This is a genomic window from Paenibacillus sp. UASWS1643 (genome assembly GCF_008693195.1).
Classification (GTDB): Bacteria; Bacillota; Bacilli; order Paenibacillales; family Paenibacillaceae; genus Paenibacillus; species Paenibacillus amylolyticus_B.
This window is the reverse complement of sequence record NZ_VXKZ01000114.1, coordinates 264913-281119: the sequence shown is the minus strand read 5'-3', so window position 1 is coordinate 281119 and position 16207 is coordinate 264913. Positions and strand designations below refer to the sequence as shown.

Annotated in this window: 18 protein-coding genes, 4 tRNA genes and 1 riboswitch; of the genes, 12 read left to right on the top strand and 10 right to left on the bottom strand. The window is 48.3% G+C overall.

Translation table 11 applies throughout. The features are described 5' to 3' along the window. The first annotated feature begins 124 nt into the window (after positions 1 to 124). From FE296_RS23630 to FE296_RS23615, 4 genes are all read left to right on the top strand, one after another. A tRNA-Glu gene (locus FE296_RS23630) sits at positions 125 to 196 on the top strand. A 106-nt stretch (positions 197 to 302) separates the two neighbouring features. Next, positions 303 to 378, top strand: a tRNA-Lys gene (locus FE296_RS23625). Positions 379 to 395: 17 nt separating this feature from the next. Then, positions 396 to 478: transfer RNA gene (locus tag FE296_RS23620), tRNA-Leu, on the top strand. Between the two features lie 169 nt (positions 479 to 647). Then, entirely contained in the window at positions 648 to 1073 is a 426-nt protein-coding gene (locus FE296_RS23615) for a helix-turn-helix domain-containing protein (RefSeq protein ID WP_036610863.1), read from the top strand. Positions 1074 to 1185: 112 nt separating this feature from the next. On the opposite strand, the gene FE296_RS23610 is transcribed toward FE296_RS23615, so the two are convergent. The 6 genes from FE296_RS23610 to FE296_RS23585 are packed head-to-tail and all read right to left on the bottom strand — an operon-like array spanning position 1186 to position 5969. Next, positions 1186 to 2082, bottom strand: coding sequence for an urease accessory protein UreD (locus tag FE296_RS23610; protein ID WP_190945491.1), 897 nt, complete (start codon positions 2080 to 2082; stop codon positions 1186 to 1188). Continuing rightward, positions 2063 to 2782: an urease accessory protein UreG gene (gene ureG, locus FE296_RS23605; RefSeq protein WP_150366545.1), complete on the bottom strand. Its 720-nt coding sequence runs from the start codon at positions 2780 to 2782 to the stop codon at positions 2063 to 2065. Before ureG ends, FE296_RS23610 begins: the two co-directional genes overlap by 20 nt. Positions 2783 to 2815: 33 nt before the next feature. After that, the gene (locus FE296_RS23600) at positions 2816 to 3508 is read right to left on the bottom strand and encodes an urease accessory protein UreF (protein ID WP_076319109.1); all 693 of its coding nucleotides are present in this window, start codon (positions 3506 to 3508) and stop codon (positions 2816 to 2818) included. Between the two features lie 36 nt (positions 3509 to 3544). Then, entirely contained in the window at positions 3545 to 5263 is a 1719-nt protein-coding gene (ureC, locus tag FE296_RS23595; protein ID WP_150366544.1) for an urease subunit alpha, read from the bottom strand. After that, entirely contained in the window at positions 5260 to 5649 is a 390-nt protein-coding gene (locus FE296_RS23590; RefSeq protein WP_124116971.1) for an urease subunit beta, read from the bottom strand. The genes ureC and FE296_RS23590 overlap by 4 nt, the downstream gene beginning before the upstream one ends. 17 nt (positions 5650 to 5666) lie before the next feature. Then, positions 5667 to 5969, bottom strand: a complete 303-nt coding sequence (locus FE296_RS23585; RefSeq protein WP_124116970.1) for an urease subunit gamma — start codon at positions 5967 to 5969, stop codon at positions 5667 to 5669. A 261-nt stretch (positions 5970 to 6230) separates the two neighbouring features. On the opposite strand from FE296_RS23585, the gene urtA reads away from it, so the two are divergent. From urtA to urtE, 5 genes are all read left to right on the top strand, one after another. Beyond that, positions 6231 to 7481, top strand: a complete 1251-nt coding sequence (gene urtA / locus FE296_RS23580) for an urea ABC transporter substrate-binding protein (protein WP_124116969.1) — start codon at positions 6231 to 6233, stop codon at positions 7479 to 7481. A gap of 183 nt (positions 7482 to 7664) precedes the next feature. Further along, complete coding sequence (gene urtB, locus FE296_RS23575; protein WP_036610830.1) at positions 7665 to 8570, top strand: urea ABC transporter permease subunit UrtB; 906 nt, start codon at positions 7665 to 7667, stop codon at positions 8568 to 8570. Positions 8571 to 8591: 21 nt separating this feature from the next. Next, positions 8592 to 9683 (top strand): urea ABC transporter permease subunit UrtC, encoded by a 1092-nt coding sequence (urtC, locus tag FE296_RS23570; protein WP_091015303.1) that lies wholly within the window; start codon positions 8592 to 8594, stop codon positions 9681 to 9683. Then, entirely contained in the window at positions 9646 to 10455 is an 810-nt protein-coding gene (gene urtD / locus FE296_RS23565) for an urea ABC transporter ATP-binding protein UrtD (protein WP_150366543.1), read from the top strand. The genes urtC and urtD overlap by 38 nt, the downstream gene beginning before the upstream one ends. Continuing rightward, on the top strand, positions 10433 to 11128 hold the full coding sequence (urtE, locus tag FE296_RS23560; protein WP_150366542.1) for an urea ABC transporter ATP-binding subunit UrtE: 696 nt from the start codon (positions 10433 to 10435) through the stop codon (positions 11126 to 11128). Before urtD ends, urtE begins: the two co-directional genes overlap by 23 nt. A 30-nt stretch (positions 11129 to 11158) precedes the next feature. On the opposite strand, the gene FE296_RS23555 is transcribed toward urtE, so the two are convergent. The 3 genes from FE296_RS23555 to FE296_RS23545 form a co-directional block, all read right to left on the bottom strand. Next, a complete protein-coding gene (locus tag FE296_RS23555; RefSeq protein ID WP_101314093.1) occupies positions 11159 to 11794 on the bottom strand; it encodes a nitrogen regulation protein NR(II) in 636 nt (211 codons plus the stop codon). A 27-nt stretch (positions 11795 to 11821) separates the two neighbouring features. Next, entirely contained in the window at positions 11822 to 12025 is a 204-nt protein-coding gene (locus FE296_RS23550) for a hypothetical protein (RefSeq protein ID WP_017690011.1), read from the bottom strand. Between the two features lie 268 nt (positions 12026 to 12293). Then, positions 12294 to 12995 carry an urease accessory protein UreF gene (locus FE296_RS23545; RefSeq protein ID WP_190945489.1) on the bottom strand — a complete coding sequence of 234 codons (702 nt, stop codon included), beginning with the start codon at positions 12993 to 12995 and terminating at the stop codon, positions 12294 to 12296. 444 nt (positions 12996 to 13439) lie between these two features. Between FE296_RS23545 and FE296_RS23540 the strand changes: the two genes are divergently transcribed. Next, positions 13440 to 13522 (top strand) — tRNA-Leu (locus tag FE296_RS23540). A 147-nt stretch (positions 13523 to 13669) separates the two neighbouring features. Here the strand turns inward: FE296_RS23540 and FE296_RS23535 are convergent. After that, a complete protein-coding gene (locus tag FE296_RS23535; RefSeq protein ID WP_124116964.1) occupies positions 13670 to 14149 on the bottom strand; it encodes a glutathione peroxidase in 480 nt (159 codons plus the stop codon). Positions 14150 to 14520: 371 nt separating this feature from the next. Next, a riboswitch (cyclic di-AMP (ydaO/yuaA leader) is annotated at positions 14521 to 14696 on the top strand. Positions 14697 to 14814: 118 nt separating this feature from the next. Between FE296_RS23535 and FE296_RS23530 the strand changes: the two genes are divergently transcribed. Continuing rightward, positions 14815 to 15210, top strand: a complete 396-nt coding sequence (locus FE296_RS23530) for an HAD family hydrolase (RefSeq protein ID WP_017690008.1) — start codon at positions 14815 to 14817, stop codon at positions 15208 to 15210. 178 nt (positions 15211 to 15388) lie between these two features. Then, entirely contained in the window at positions 15389 to 16072 is a 684-nt protein-coding gene (locus tag FE296_RS23525) for an HAD family hydrolase (RefSeq protein ID WP_190945487.1), read from the top strand. The last annotated feature ends 135 nt before the right edge of the window (positions 16073 to 16207 follow it).

The window sequence follows — 16207 nt, the reverse complement described above, 5'->3', positions numbered from 1 at the left end:
TTCTGAAGAACAGTATGCAATGGACAAAAAGGCTTGAAAAATAAATTTTAAAAAAAGTATTGCAAGTTCAAATTGCCCTATGGTATACTCATTCTTGTCGCCAAGAAAGACAACTTTTTATTAAGGCCCGTTGGTCAAGGGGTTAAGACACCTCCCTTTCACGGAGGTAACAGGGGTTCGAATCCCCTACGGGTCATATCTTCACCACCTCATGAGATCTACATTTTCGATGAGTAATCCTCAAAGTCATTGCTCTTATAGACAAGAATGAAGCATGGCACATCCGGTGAAGTTTACAGCAAGAGCCATTAGCTCAGTTGGTAGAGCACCTGACTTTTAATCAGGGTGTCGAAGGTTCGAGCCCTTCATGGCTCACCATTTTTACAATTGAATATGCGGTCGTGGTGGAATGGCAGACACGCTATCTTGAGGGGGTAGTGGGTGTATACCCGTGGAGGTTCGAGTCCTCTCGACCGCATCACAGCAACAATATAAGATAGACTTCTATGATCATTCATGGGAGTCTATCTTTGTGTTATACGATATACCTCATCCTGTTCCAGGCATATAAAGGCTGAGCATTCAGGAATAATGTGGTATAATTCAAGCAGATGAGTTGATTATTACGGTTGGAAGGCGGTTCTTGTATGCAGTCGATCTATGAGCGAATTGAACACCTGATTGCCGAACGAGGAATGACCAAGAAGGCTTTCTGCCAACAGCTGAAGATTAGCACAGGCAATCTGGGTGATTGGAAACGTGGCAAGTCTATTCCGAGTACGAATAAATTAATTGAGATTGCTTCGTTTTTTGATGTGAGCCTCGACTGGCTCATGATTGGACGTCCATCGAAGGAAGCGATGGTTCGGGAAAAACGGGAGGATTATTTTTTTGACGTTTTGCGGCAATTGAATTGCCAAGAAAGTGAATTATCGACTGTGGAACAGTCTTTTATCAGCGAATATATTGAGTTCACCCGTTACCGAAAATCCAAGGAAAGTAAGGATGCAGGCGACTATCGCTACAAACCTGAGAACAAATCAGAGAACGATTCTGAGGAAAACGAAGCGTAAGTGATATGAGCAGCATCCATAGACTGAATGTACAAAAACCTCTGGACTAATCCGAACACACTCGGAGACAGTTCAGAGGTTTTTTTGTATTAACCATGCATGCTTCATGCCCTTATTTACGAAAGACAAGAGTTTCTTTGCCCAACAGTTGGGGGCGGAGTGTGTTCCAGATATGAAGACACTGCTCCTGAAGCTCCCAAGCTGCCATGCCAAGGAGTCGAACGCCGATGCCTCCGGTTGCCAACAAACTTGCACCTGCGAGCATCCGTCCATCGGGTGGCAGCGCGGATCTGACTTGCTCCAACTCCACAGTACCAAGCCCTGGGGCGATTATCCACAATGCAGCAGTATGAGTGTAGTGAAGGAGAGACGCTGAATGTTTGGGATCATCGGTATCCGGTTCAAGTCCGAATCGATCCCAGACAGCCAGTTGCTCTCCTTGCCATATCTCCGTCAAGCTGCGGTAACGCTCGAATTGGAAAGCTTCTCCCCGATGAATCCGTCCGGCAGACCAGATATCTGCATAGGCCAGGATTGCCCTTTCTTCCAGCTCAAAGGTTACAGCGAGCGAAGAAGAACTTCCCTTGAAGGGAATGACGCATTCAGGAAAGTATTCCAGTGTGGCCCCTTTTCCCAACCGAAAGTGATGATTAACGGATGAGGGAATGGAAGGTGTAGGATGAAGTCTGGTCGCTGATGTGCTGCTCAGCATGACATGCGTGCCTTCACCTAATTCCCACTCGGAATGATAATGATCCCCGTTAAGGACTCCGGGAGAGACGTCTGACGTGTACACACATAATTCGCTTCCGCCTCCGGCAGGTCGAAAGGATCGGCTAAACCGGAGCGGTGCGCTGTAATAACGATCAGTCATGACCGTCCGGTCGCCTTGAAAGGCAAAAGTGGCCCGAAGCTCGCTGCGGCGTGTGACGGGTGCACCTGCACTTTCATTCCCATTTATCTCTGTTCCCGTGGGGACAGAAGATGAATTAATGCGAGTGAGTGCCATGTTCATGGCTGTGTGAATGCAGATGTGCAGCGGAAGCATCGTCATCCATGTATTGATGTTCGAGCCAGTGGACTACCTCGGACACACCTTCACCGCTCATTAGATTAGACATGACATAAGGGCGGCCTTCGCGTACCCGCTCGGTATCATTTTTCATAACTTCCAGGCTTGCTCCAACATAAGGGGCGAGGTCGGTTTTGTTGATTAACAGCAGATCTGAACGCGTGATGCCGGGACCGCCTTTGCGGGGAAGTTTCTCCCCTTGGGCGACGTCGATAATGTAGATGAACACATCAGCCAGTTCTGGACTGAATGCGGCAGAGAGGTTGTCGCCGCCGCTCTCGATGAAGATTAGTTGCAGATCGGGGAAACGTTCAATCAACTCGTCAACTGCTTCGAAATTCATGGAGGCATCCTCACGAATAGCCGTGTGCGGGCATCCACCTGTCTCTACGCCAATAATACGCTCTGGTGCCAGGGCGTTCTGACGGAGCAAAATCTCGGCATCTTCCTTGGTATAAATGTCATTGGTGATGACAGCAAGGCTGTAACGTGTACGCAGTGCCTTGGACAGCTTCTCCACAAGGGCTGTTTTACCTGAACCTACCGGTCCACCAATTCCAATTCGCATCGGACGACTCCGATCAAATGCCTTGCGTTCCCACTCCGGATGATGCGTATGATTAGCTCCTCCACACATAACAATTCCTCCTTGGTTATATAAAAGTTGATGTTAAGACATAAACAGCCGCGCGGGTAAGGTCTCATGCCGCATGGCGTAGATTTCCTGGGCGATTCCGAAGCTGTGCATATCTTCCGGGTCATTGTCCCGCATGAGAGCCCATTCCGCTTCGATATCATCAAGCAGTTTCTGAATCAACATCTGCGCTTCGGTTTGTCCGATGGGCAGCAGGCGAAGTGCGCTGTTCACATAAGCGTTCACCGAGGTATACAGATGCCCGGTAACGGCTTCATCCAATTCAATCTCCAATTGATAGTTGATATAACCGTGAATGGTCGTGATGCCGCAATACGCGCCGTATTCCCGGATGGCCTCATCAATCAGGGAAAAGTCCATCCATGGATAGAGTGAGCGGGCCAGCTTGAGCAGTCGCTTTCCCATTTTGTGGCCGCTTTCCCTGAGTTCCCGAGGGGAGCGCTGGGCGTGGACACGTTTATCATACAGGGCAAGTAGAGCGGCATCTTGCTGTTTTATCGCCTGATAGACGCCTTTGATGGCAAGACCATCTAGTCGTACAAGACTGGAATGAAGCTGGCTGCGAATAAACTGTTCAAGCTGCGCGGTATTTTGCACGGTGCCATCATGCGTGTAAGCTTCCAGACCGAAGGAATGGGAGAAACCACCGATGGGCAGGGCTGAATCCAGCAGCTGAACATAACGGAGTAGCTTTGTGCCACTGTTCATCATGAGTGCCCCCTTATCAGCTAATCCGTATTCCTATCAAAACATAAAGTACCGCTGTGCCATAGGCAACTCGTCTGCGGGTTCACAGGTGAGAAGCTCGCCGTCGGCGCGTACCTCATAGGTCTCGGGATCGACTTCAATGACAGGGGTGACGTCGTTGTGAATCATGTCTTTTTTGCTAACCGAGCGGCAGCCTTTAACGGGTTCAACCCGCTTTTTCAGGCCCAATGACTCTTTGATCCCCGCATCTGCTGCGGCTTGGGAGACAAAGGTGATCGATCCGGTGGCAATGGCGCTACCATAAGCTCCGAACATGGGTCTGCCAAATACCGGCTGAGGTGTCGGGATGGACGCATTGGGATCACCCATCTGGGCAAATGTAATCATGCCACCCTTGATGACAATCTCGGGTTTAACTCCGAAATAAGCTGGTTTCCAGATGATTAGATCTGCCAGCTTTCCAACTTCCACCGAACCGACGAGATGACCGATTCCGTGTGCGATAGCTGGATTGATGGTGTACTTGGCGACATATCGCTTGATCCGATCGTTATCGGAGGGAGAATCCGGGTTGAGTGCAAGTTTGCCGCGCTGTTTTTTCATTTTGTCGGCTGTCTGCCAGGTACGGATAATGATTTCGCCCACTCGGCCCATGGCCTGTGAATCGGAACTGATGATGCTGAACACGCCAAGATCATGCAAAATGTCTTCGGCTGCGATGGTTTCGGGACGAATCCGCGAATCGGCAAAAGCGACATCTTCCGGGATGGAAGGGTCCAGGTGATGACACACCATCAACATATCGAGATGTTCTTCTACAGTGTTGCGTGTGTACGGTCGTGTTGGGTTGGTTGATGAGGGGATAACGTAGGACTCCCCAGCGGCCCGGATTATATCCGGTGCGTGTCCGCCACCAGCGCCTTCCGTATGGTACGTGTGGATCGTCCGGCCGTTGATCGCAGCCAGGGTGTTTTCGAGAAATCCGGTTTCGTTCAGGGTATCGGTATGGATAGCCACTTGAACATCATGTTCCCCGGCGGCAGTCAGGCAGGCATCGATAGCACTAGGGGTAGTGCCCCAATCCTCATGCAGCTTCAGACCGATGACACCCGCTTCAATCTGTTCGATTAAAGGTGCGGTGCTGGAACTGTTGCCTTTGCCGAGGTAACCGATGTTCATGGGAAAAGCCTCTGCCGATTCTAACATCCGGTGGATGTGCCAGGCTCCTGGTGTGCAGGTGGTGGCTTTGGTTCCTGTTGCTGGTCCTGTTCCGCCACCAATCATGGTCGTGACCCCGGAGGATAATGCAGTCTGAATCTGCTGTGGGCAGATGAAATGAATATGGGTATCAATGCCGCCAGCGGTTACAATCATGCCTTCACCAGCGATGATTTCGGTGGAAGCACCGATGACCAGTGCGGGATGAACACCGTCCATTGTATCCGGGTTACCGGATTTGCCAATGGCGCAGATGTGACCATCCCGAATGCCGATATCCGCTTTTACAATGCCCCAATGATCGATAATGATAGCGTTGGTGATAACGGTATCAGGAGTGCCGTCACTTCGCAGAGCAGTAGTAGACTGGCCCATCCCGTCGCGGATAACCTTGCCGCCCCCGAACTTGCTCTCATCTCCGTATACGGCATAATCATGCTCAATCTCTGCCCATAGTTCGGTATCTGCAAGTCTTACGGCATCGCCGGTTGTCGGTCCAAACATGGACGCGTACTGTTCACGGCTCATTCGTTTCATGAAGATTCACCCCCATCTTGTATGGGAGGGGAGAACGTCTTCAGGAATGCCTCCAGTTTCAGTGGATCAGGAGTTTGATCCGCAGAGCCTTCGGTTAATCCGTTGAACCCGTGAATCTGGCGTTTGCCACCAAAGGTCGTGAGTTCAACAGGTTTCTCTTCACCAGGTTCGAAGCGGACTGCGGTGCCTGCCGGAATATGCAGGCGATGTCCAAAAGCTGCCGTGCGATCAAAGTCCAGTGCTGCATTAACTTCATAGAAGTGAACGTGAGAGCCGACCTGAACGGGGCGGTCGCCGCGGTTAAGGACAATCAGGCGTAGGGTTGAACGATCCGGATGACAGATGATGTCGTCATCTGGCTTCAAACGGTATTCACCAGGAATCATGGTTTCTCCTGCCTTTCTCAGCGTATAGGTTCATGTACGGTAACCAGTTTTGTACCGTCAGGAAATGTGGCTTCTACCTGTACTTCAGGAATCATATCGGGAACACCAGCCATACAGTCTTCGCGTGTCAGGATGGTGCCTCCGTATCTCATTAATTCGGCAACACTCATTCCATCCCGTGCTCGTTCCATCAGTTCGGAGGTCAACAAGGCGATGGCTTCGGGAACATTCAACTTGAGTCCGCGTGCTCTTCGTTCACGGGCGAGGTTAGCAGCCACGGTAATCAGGAGTTTTTCCTTTTCCTGCTCAGTCCAGTGCAAGGCAATCCGACCTTTCGCTTATAATGTCTGATATGTTCATGGATCATGGTATATGTTAAATATACTCACACAGGGTGAATCCTTTGTCAATAAGCTTCAAAGCATATTAGCAGTATGCATGAAACGAGTAGGCATGAAATAAAATTATGTAAGCTATATTGACATGAAGAGTGTAACCCTCCATAATTTGGATCAACGAACATTTCGGACGCAAATGACCTTAATGTTCGTCAATAGACTAAAAAAAGGGAGTGTAGGCTATTGAAGAAGAGGTCGGTCAAGTTATGGAGTATTTTGCTCGGTGCGGTCATTGTGATGACAGGATGTGTGGAGGGCGCTGCGCCGCCTGAAGCCTCGGGTTCAGGTGGCACAGGAGAGTCGGCTGCATCCGGTGATACGATTAAAGTTGGCATTCTTCACTCTCTCAGCGGAACGATGGCGATCAGTGAAGTATCTGTTAAAGATGCGGAGATGCTTGCCATTGAAGAGATTAACGCCGCGGGCGGAGTTTTGGGTAAACAGATCGAGCCTGTAGTTGAGGATGGCGCTTCGGATTGGCCTACTTTTGCGGAGAAGGCTGGAAAGTTACTGCAACAGGATAAGGTCGCTGCTGTATTTGGTGGATGGACCTCTGCAAGTCGGAAGGCTATGCTCCCGGTGTTTGAACAGAATAAAGGTCTATTGTTTTACCCGGTGCAATATGAGGGATTGGAATCGTCGCCAAATATTTTTTATACAGGAGCAACAACCAATCAGCAGATCGTTCCATCCGTAACCTGGTTACTGGAGAACAGGGGCAAGACGTTTTATCTGCTCGGTTCAGATTATGTATTTCCAAAAACGGCCAATCAGGTCATTAAGGCACAACTCGCAGCAGAAGGCGGCGAAGTAGTGGGTGAAGAATACACACCGCTGGGCCATACCGATTACAGTACCATCATTAGCAAAATCAAAGCTGCGAAACCGGATATTGTATACAATACGCTGAACGGAGACAGTAATGTGGCCTTCTTCAAACAATTGAAGGATGCCGGAATCTCCTCGGATCAGATGACGACCCTCTCGGTAAGTGTGGCGGAGGAAGAAATCCGTGGTATTGGCGCAGACGTATTGAAGGGACATCTGGCTTCGTGGAATTATTATCAGACAACCGATACACCTGAGAATGCAACATTTGTTGCCAAGTATAAAGAAAAATACGGTGCTGATCGAGTGACAGCTGATCCGATTGAAGCGGGATATGTGGCAGTTTATCTCTGGAAGGCGGCGGTGGAAAAAGCAGGATCAACTGACGTGGAGAAGGTGAAGGCAGCTGCCAAGGGTCTGGAGTTTGATGCCCCGGAAGGTAAGGTAACCGTGGATGGAGAGAATCAGCATATCTATAAAACCGTACGGATCGGTGAGGTGCAGGAAGATGGGCAGTTCAAGGAATTGTGGAATTCTGGTGAGCCTGTCAAGCCGGACCCTTATCTGAAAACGTATGAATGGGGAGCTTCCCTCAGCGCTAAATAACATAGAAACCTCGCAATAAAACAGGCAACTCGCTTCAAAGCAGCCGAAACATAAACGAGGGTGTGACAACACATCCTCTCACCGCGTTGAGGTAAAGCGTTAATGTGATGTAAAAAAATGTTGCTGCCGCTAATTGAAGTCATGTGAAATATCGAGAGTCACGGTATGGAGGAGGGGATAGCGATGGATATGTTTATCCTGCAGATGTTCAACGGTCTGAGTATCAGTTCAATTCTGTTGTTAATTGCATTGGGGCTTGCAGTAACGTTTGGGCTGATGAATGTCATCAATATGGCTCACGGTGAACTGATCATGATCGGTGCATATGCAACGTATGTAACACAAAATTTGTTCATGTCCTATGCTCCAGCAGCGTGGTTTGGTGCCTATTTTGTTGTGGCTCTGCCAATTGCGTTCATTGTAGCGGCTCTGATTGGCTGGTTGCTTGAAGTAGTGTTGATCCGGCATCTGTATGGCAGGCCGCTTGATAGTCTGCTTGCGACATGGGGTGTAGGCATGATGCTGCAACAACTGGCCCGTACAATATTCGGAGCACCCAATGTGGGAGTATCCAGTCCGGCTTGGCTCAATGGGGGATTGGCGATCTCGGATGGTATTGTATTTCCGTATAAACGAATTTTCATTATCGCACTGGTTGCGGTTGTGCTGCTGTGTATGTATCTCTATATCTATCGAACATCTTCCGGAAGACGAATGAGGGCTGTAATGCAAAATCGGAGCATGGCGGGGTGTCTTGGGATTTCGACCCGGCGGGTGGATGGCATGACCTTTGCGATTGGTTCGGGCATTGCCGGAATTGCTGGCTGTGCATTAACGCTCATTGGTCCGATTGGTCCTTCACTTGGTACGTATTATATTGTGGATGCTTTCATGGTCGTTGTCCTGGGTGGTGTGGGGAAATTGGTCGGAACCGTGTGTGGTGCACTGGGAATTGGTATGTTCAACACGCTGTTCGAAACTTATACCTCGGCCTCCATTGGCAAGGTGCTTGTGTTTGTATGTATCGTTGCTTTCCTGCAATGGAAACCACGTGGCTTGGTCGCGATGCGCACACGAAGTCTCGATTAACGTGAAAAAGGGGGTTAGTTCATGTCCGCTTTACTCAAGACTGGTAGTCTGAAAATGAGGATCATTTGGGCGGTTGTACTGATCATGATGTGTCTTGCTCCACTGATGTCCACGGAGTTTCGTCTGAGTCTGTTAGCCAAGTTTTTGGCGTTGGCAATCCTGGCCATCGGTCTCGATCTGATCTGGGGTTATGGGGGCGTGCTGAGTCTTGGGCATGGGGTGTTCTTTGGTCTGGGTGGGTACGCGATGGCGATGTATCTGAAGCTTCAGGCCAGTGGAGCAACGCTTCCTGACTTCATGGGATGGAGTGGTCTCAGTGGTCTGCCATGGTTCTGGGAACCGTTTCGCTCTTTCCCGGTGGCGCTGTTATTGGGGATAGCCCTTCCGGCATTACTTGCCTTTGCGCTGGGATGGTTTACGTTCCGTAACCGGATCACCGGTGTTTATTTTACCATCCTGACTCAAGCCTTGGTTCTTATTACGGTAACACTCTTTGTTGGTAAACAGGAATGGACGGGTGGAACAAATGGCATTACCGGATATAATTCGATCTTTGGTTTTACACTTCATTCCGCTGGAACAACAATTGTTCTCTACTATATAACGCTTGCTGTTCTGGTGATCGCGTATGTGCTCTGTCGTCGAATGGTGAATAGTCGGTTCGGCCAAGTGCTCGAAGCTGCGCGGGATGGAGAGAATCGGGTGCGATTCCTCGGATACGATCCGGCAGGATATAAAACGCTGGCTTTTGCTTTTTCCGGTGCGCTTGCAGGCATCGCGGGCATGTTGTTTGTTCTTCAGGTGGGTATTATCTCACCATCCATGATGGGGATTGTGCCCTCCATTGAGATGGTCCTGTGGGTTGCGCTGGGGGGTCGCGGTACGCTTATTGGAGCGGTCATCGGAGCGGTGGTGCTGAATGCAGCCAAAACAGGCATAAGTGAGGCTTATCCCGAAGGGTGGCTGTTTGTCATTGGTGGGCTCTTTGTAACAGTAGTTTTGTTCATGCCAAACGGTATTGTAGGTGTATATCGTCATGTCGTTCGCTTGCTGAAGCGGAGAGGAGAGAGTGCGCATGTCCAAGTCACTCGGGAAAAACCTAAAGTCTACTGAGGAATCAGCGGTGTTGGTAGCCGAGGATATTACGGTGGCCTTTGGTGGGTTCGTTGCTGTCAAAAGCATGAATCTGAAGCTGCATGAACATGACCTGCATTTTCTGATCGGACCCAATGGTGCTGGGAAAACAACGATGCTGGATGTGATATGCGGCAAAACAAAACCCATGTCCGGCTCGGTGAAGATGGCGGATGGCACGGAATTAACACGACTGAAGGAGCACCAGATTGTTCGCAAAGGTGTGGGACGCAAATTCCAGGCGCCATCGATCTTTGCGGGTCTGACGGTACAGGAGAATCTGACGCTGGCGGCGGAGACTCGCCGTTCCCCTTTACAAGCCATCGGTATTCGTCGATATGGGAAAATGAGTGCTGCCATGGAGCGTGTTACCCTCCAGATTGGTCTGCAAGACCGCATTGGTGCTCGTGCAGGGGCGTTATCACATGGGGAGAAGCAGTGGCTGGAAATCGGCATGCTGCTTCTGCAGGAGCCGCGTGTGTTGTTGCTGGACGAACCAGCCGCAGGCATGACGGATGAAGAAACACACAAGACTGGGCGACTTCTGCAAGAGATTGCGCGTGAACGCTCGGTTGTGGTGGTGGAACATGATATGGAGTTTGTGCGAGAGTTCGCAGCCAAGGTAACGGTGATGCATGAAGGGAAACTGCTGAAGGAAGGTACGATGGCGGAGGTACAGGCAGACCCGAAAGTGGCCGAAGTGTATCTGGGCAAAAGGAGGGATGACCATGCTGTCGCTGCAACGAATTGAATCCGGCTACGGGGAAAGCAATGTGCTTCGTGGTGTTAACCTGGATGTACAGCCTGGACAGGTGGTGTGTCTGATGGGCCGTAACGGTGTAGGGAAAACAACCTTGATGAAAACATTAATGGGGTTGCTCAAAACAAGCAAGGGCAGTATTCAGTGGCAAAATCAGGAGTTATCCACTTTGGACACAGCCAAGCGGGCAAGGGCAGGGATCGGTTATGTACCGCAGGGGCGGGAAATTTTCCCGCAGCTTACGGTGAAAGAAAACTTATTGCTCGGTCTGGAGACAAGTGCGCCGGGAGTAAAAACGTTCCCGGAGGATGTACTGGCGATGTTTCCAGTGCTTGCTACGATGTATGGACGGCAGGGCGGGGATCTGAGTGGTGGACAACAGCAACAGTTGGCATTCGCCCGGGCATTGGCTTCGCGTCCGGGGTTGTTGCTACTTGATGAGCCGACAGAAGGCATCCAGCCTTCTATCGTGGAGGACATTCGGCAGGTTATTTTGCAGCTCAAGGCAAAGGGGAACCTCTCGGTTCTGCTGGTAGAGCAGAGTATCGATTTTGTACGAAGTGCCGCAGATTACATCTATATCATGGACAAAGGAACCATAACCCTGCATGGGACACCGCAAGAACTGGATATGTCGCAGTTTGAACATCATCTCTCCGTATAGTTGTAGTTAGTCGGCGAGTGGAGAAAGGTTTCAGGAACGCTTGTCCAGGATATTCGAGTATTTGGGATATAACCGCCGGATGCATTCCGGACAGATGTCATGGGTGAATTCGGCGTGGGTATGCTTCTCCAGATAACTCTCAACGGAGTTCCAGTGTTCCTCTTCGTCCTTGATTTGTTTGCAGACGGCGCAAATAGGCAGCAGTCCGCGCAATGTGCGCACTTCAGACAATGCCTTCTTCAATTGATGTTCTGTCTTTCTCTGTTCGGTAATATCCATGTGTGCAATCAAAGCGAGATCGGTATCCAGAATTGAATTTGCATAAGATAGAGGGGTGAGTTCTACACGAAACCACCTCTTTTCGTTGTATACAGTATACACGCAGATGTCATATGTATGGTTTCGATTAAAGGGTATTCCGCGTTCTTTCAAATTCTGTGCGACAAGTGCCATGTTAGCGTTCTTGCCTCGTTTTGCCCAGGCTTCCGTCAGATGCAGGTAATGTCTATGACTACTGTGTATATCCGGGTTTGGTGAGCATTGACCAAGTCCCTGTTGCCAGGCACGGTTACAACTTTGGATAATCCAATTGTGATCAACGATGATGAGTTGGTGACGTATGGACTGGAACGACAGCCTCTCCAGATCGGATGTAACATGTCTCATGGATGGGACCCTCCTTTGGCAGAAATCTTATCTCAATTCATCTGGAATATCCAAAATATCAGCGACCAGGTGTCTGAATCGGGTTGCTTTGCGTGTGCCGTGAATGAGATTGGATAAACGATAGGGTGGGATGCCATGCTGTTCACAAAAGGTCTTCTGGTCCACTTGAAGTTCGGTTAGCCGTCGTTTGATGGCCCATCCGAACGGAGTAACTGGTTTTTTCTTGTTCAAAAGGGTTCACCCCTGGTTAGAATGTAGTATTCAGCCGCCCTTTCTTCATGTAGAATATATAGAAATGCGAGCTGTATGTTTCATTATATACGTAAATTCGTCATCTAACAATTAAAAAAGACGGAAAAAAGTGTATTTTGTGATGATAAATGGCGTAAATACGTAAATAAAACAAATAAAATGACAAAAAACACGTCGGCAAGGAGGTTGCCGCGTGTTTTTTTTAGTTTGTCTGAATGAAGGGGAGCAGCTATGAGGCGGAAGAGGATTAGGCCCTGTAGGCATGAAGTCCAGCTCCAAGCATATGGAAACTGGGGAAAAACGATTTCATGGACATCGAGGTTGGCTGTGCCAGTCCATCCGCAGCCGAGGCGCTGACGGTCTTCCATTCATTCTCCAGATCTGTGGCCAGGCGGACCATCAGATCCTTGGTTGTTTCGTTGTTCAGGGGAATGACTTTGGAGGCTTCGGTTATGCAGGCATTCATGGCTGAATGCAGATAACCAAGGACCGCCTCCTCGACCGGGATGTCGAGGTGGTGGTTAATCCAGGCGTGAACAGTGGAGAGGCAGCCAACCGAATCGTATTTGGCAAAGATCTGTTCGAGCTGGCTGAATTCAATCCAGGGGTGCAGAGCGCGTGCGAGTCTGATCAATCGTTTACCCATGGTGGCAGCTTGTTCTCTGAGATCTCCAGGGGTTCGCTGAACATGGACGAGCTTGTCGATTAGAGCTATCCGCCATGTATCCTTGTGATCTGCTGCGGTATAGATGCCTTTGATGGCCATACCTTCAAGACGAACGATGCTGGGATGCAACTGACAACGCATGAATGATTCGAGATCTTCAGCATTACGAATGGTACCCTCCCTGATATGGATATCCATGCCGAAGGAATGGGTGAACCCTCCAACCTGAATAGAGGAATCAAGCAGTTTGACATAATCGAGCAGCTTATTCCCACGGTTCACAATCATTCGCCTCCTATGTTCGTTAAATGTCACTTAAAGTGACATTTATATTCCTTTTTGTTTGCTTTATGTTTAAAAATCCGAATTATATGATAGTTATCATCCCATAAATGTCCGCTTTTTGTCAATAGTATCAGTGAAATTTAATGGATTAAATCTGGAATTTAATATTTTTGTTATTTTATATAACACAATGTGTTATTTATGTGGCGAAGTGCAGTGAGGACCATATATAAGGAAGGACTATATATAAATGAATCAACAAGATCGGCTATTACCGAAAAAGAGGGGATCAAAACTAATAATATGCAGTTCATGGGTAAAGATGACGAGATTATGCGATTTTTGATGAAAATGCCTAGCTGAAAAAGAAGGTTTAAAAAATACTTTACTTTTAGTTCTGAACCCGGTATAATCAATTCTGTTGCCGATTATTTACGACATGCGGTCGTGGTGGAATGGCAGACACGCTATCTTGAGGGGGTAGTGGGCGTATGCCCGTGGAGGTTCGAGTCCTCTCGACCGCATCATATGAACGATTAAGAAGAAGCTTTCCATTAATGGAAAGCTTCTTTTTTTGTCTTTTTGAATAGTTTGATATCAAAGTTGATAAAAAAGGCCATCCATTACCGGGGCAAGACTGCTCTACCTTCCGGCTGTGGGTGGCCAATGTATTATTTTTGCAGCAAGTTTCTGATATCTTCTTCAATCTTGTCCGGTGTTGTTTTGGGAGCATAACGTTTAATTACCTCTCCGTTCTGATCCACGAGGAATTTGGTGAAATTCCATTTAATTGCTTTGGAGCCGAGCAGGCCAGGAGCTTCTGTGCTAAGGTGCTGGAAGAGAGGGTGAGCGCTTGAGCCGTTCACATCAATTTTCTCAAACATAGGGAAGCTTACACCATAATTCATCTGACAGAACTCGGCAATATCGTCGGAAGATCCTTTTTCCTGTGCAAACTGGTTGCTTGGGAACCCAAGAACTTCAAATGGAGCATCTTGAAACTTGTCTTGCAGTTCTTGCAGACCTTTGAATTGAGGGGTAAGTCCGCATGAGCTTGCCGTATTCACAATCAGGAGCACTTTGTCACGGTAGTCGGACATTTCAACTTCTTGACCGCGAAGGGTATTCACTTTGTAATCGTAGACAGTCATCTAAATCGCCTCCATTTATTTACTCTTATATCTTCTATTATATTGGTTACAATTAAATATTGCAAAACTAATATGGTTTAAAAGCATCAAAACAGGCAAGTTGTGCAGAATTCGTGAATGAATTGCGAAGTGATTTTCGTCAGAGTGAGAATTAGATAGATTTAAAGAGATGGGTAGAGTATGACCTTGTTGTAAGCGCTATTATATGTGAGTATTGCCGAAAATCTGTCGATTCGGTGATCTGTGAGGACTTTACACCGTCATGGCGCGGGTGTATGATTCATAACGTAATTTCAATTTAAACTAAATTGTACCTGAAAAACGAAACAAACGATAATATCGCTCGATCTTATCCTTAAGATATACGAACGATGTTTTAATCGCTGAGTTTCCATTCATTGATGAGTGGAAAACGGGGGAACCAACAGAATGCGCTGTCCAGGACAGTAGGCATTCATGGGGTGAATTTTCCGGTGACAGCCGGAAATAGGGCGACTCTCGCGCCCGAATCCGTCAGCTAACCTCGTAAGCGTTAAAGGGAGAGGCAACAAGCCGTACGCTGGTTCATGGTGTTTTCGCCATGGGTTATTTAAGAAGCGTTCGGGAGGCCTTGGTCCCCCACGCTTCTTTTTTGTTGTCTTTTCACGCCAAGGGAGGAACGAATGATGGATACTGAGATGATCTTAGTGACTGCTCCAAATGAAGCAGGACGCAAATTTATCAAATTGCTGATGTACAAAAAAATGCCGTTTGCCGTTCTAACCAACAGTGCAGGGGAAGAGCGCAGACTCCGTAGAATCGGAGTAGAACATGTCATTCGCATGAATACAGCTGCAGCTCAAAAATGGTTTTTGCCGCAGGGCAGCGTAGGTAACGTGTTTATTTTCGAGAATAGCCTGAATCTGACCTGTCGTTATTTACAGATCTGTCGTTCATGGACTTCGAAATCCCTGTGCGTGATTACGGAGCAGAGTCATCCTAAGGGCATTTATCGGGGTATGGGCGCAGACCGGATTGTATATTCGCTCAATGGGGAAGTTGGCTTTCTCCTCAATGGTTAATGCCATAGCTTGTGATTGCTCAGGTGTAAGGTGCCTGTTATAATTGAATGTATCGATAAACGGAAGTTTGAGGAGACTCATGCAGGATGGTGAGTCTTCTTTTTTATGGGTTTAAAGGTGAACGCGAACTTTTAGATTAGGATCAGGAATCACCTGTGGCTTACAAGGAGGAATTGGCGTGCCGGATGTAGGTGGATTGAAATGGTTGTTTTTTGATGTTGGAGATACGCTGGTGGATGAATGGGAGCCGGTTGATGATATTATCGGACAGTTCGTCCGCGAAGCCTGTGCATTGGGGTATCCGGTGAAGATTGAGGCGGTACGCGAACTGTTCGCGAACTGTTACCAGAAATATGAGCAATGGCCTATGAGAGTGGCGATTCGCACATTTGTTGAAGACGAGGGACACCAGAAACTGATTCAGGACAAGTTGAAGTTTCAAAAAGATCTTGAACGTCCTTTTCCTTCAGCGGATTCCGTTCTTCAGCAGTTGTCACGGTATTATCGCATTGGCATTATTGCCAATCAGAGTCCTGGAACGGAAGAGAGACTGGAGAGCTACGGGTTGCGAAAATATGTGGATGTTCTGGCATGTTCGGCTGAAGAAGGAGTGTCCAAGCCAGACCCTGAGTTATACGCTGTGGCCTTGAAGCAGGCCGGTTGTGAACCGGGGGAAGCCGTCATGATCGGCGATCGGATCGATAACGATATTATACCTGCTCGGAAGCTGGGCATGCGTACGATTCGAATTATGCAGGGTTACGGAAGATTCCAGCCAGAACTATCGGATGACAAACGTGCGGATTGGACTGTGGATTCATTGGATCAACTCCTGCCATTACTGATACCAAATCAGGATTAGATATAGATGGTTGTTTATTGGAGTTTGAGTTTTACTATAAAAGGAAACATGTTGCTGTATTGCAACAATAAAGGCTGATCAACTTGGGTATTGCATACCTGAGTTGATCAGCCTTTTTAGTATTTAGTCGATTAG

Excerpts from the sequence above, each read along its gene's own strand:
- FE296_RS23535 (WP_124116964.1), bottom strand. The coding sequence starts at position 14,149 with ATGACTGTCTACGATTACAAAGTGAATACCCTTCGCGGTCAAGAAGTT.
- urtC (WP_091015303.1), top strand. The coding sequence starts at position 8,592 with ATGTCCGCTTTACTCAAGACTGGTAGTCTGAAAATGAGGATCATTTGG.
- FE296_RS23555 (WP_101314093.1), bottom strand. The coding sequence starts at position 11,794 with ATGAGACATGTTACATCCGATCTGGAGAGGCTGTCGTTCCAGTCCATA.
- ureG (WP_150366545.1), bottom strand. The coding sequence starts at position 2,782 with ATGTGTGGAGGAGCTAATCATACGCATCATCCGGAGTGGGAACGCAAG.
- urtE (WP_150366542.1), top strand. The coding sequence starts at position 10,433 with ATGCTGTCGCTGCAACGAATTGAATCCGGCTACGGGGAAAGCAATGTG.
- FE296_RS23530 (WP_017690008.1), top strand. The coding sequence starts at position 14,815 with ATGGATACTGAGATGATCTTAGTGACTGCTCCAAATGAAGCAGGACGC.
- FE296_RS23615 (WP_036610863.1), top strand. The coding sequence starts at position 648 with ATGCAGTCGATCTATGAGCGAATTGAACACCTGATTGCCGAACGAGGA.
- urtD (WP_150366543.1), top strand. The coding sequence starts at position 9,646 with ATGTCCAAGTCACTCGGGAAAAACCTAAAGTCTACTGAGGAATCAGCG.
- urtB (WP_036610830.1), top strand. The coding sequence starts at position 7,665 with ATGGATATGTTTATCCTGCAGATGTTCAACGGTCTGAGTATCAGTTCA.
- FE296_RS23600 (WP_076319109.1), bottom strand. The coding sequence starts at position 3,508 with ATGAACAGTGGCACAAAGCTACTCCGTTATGTTCAGCTGCTGGATTCA.
- FE296_RS23590 (WP_124116971.1), bottom strand. The coding sequence starts at position 5,649 with ATGATTCCTGGTGAATACCGTTTGAAGCCAGATGACGACATCATCTGT.
- FE296_RS23610 (WP_190945491.1), bottom strand. The coding sequence starts at position 2,082 with ATGGCACTCACTCGCATTAATTCATCTTCTGTCCCCACGGGAACAGAG.
- ureC (WP_150366544.1), bottom strand. The coding sequence starts at position 5,263 with ATGAAACGAATGAGCCGTGAACAGTACGCGTCCATGTTTGGACCGACA.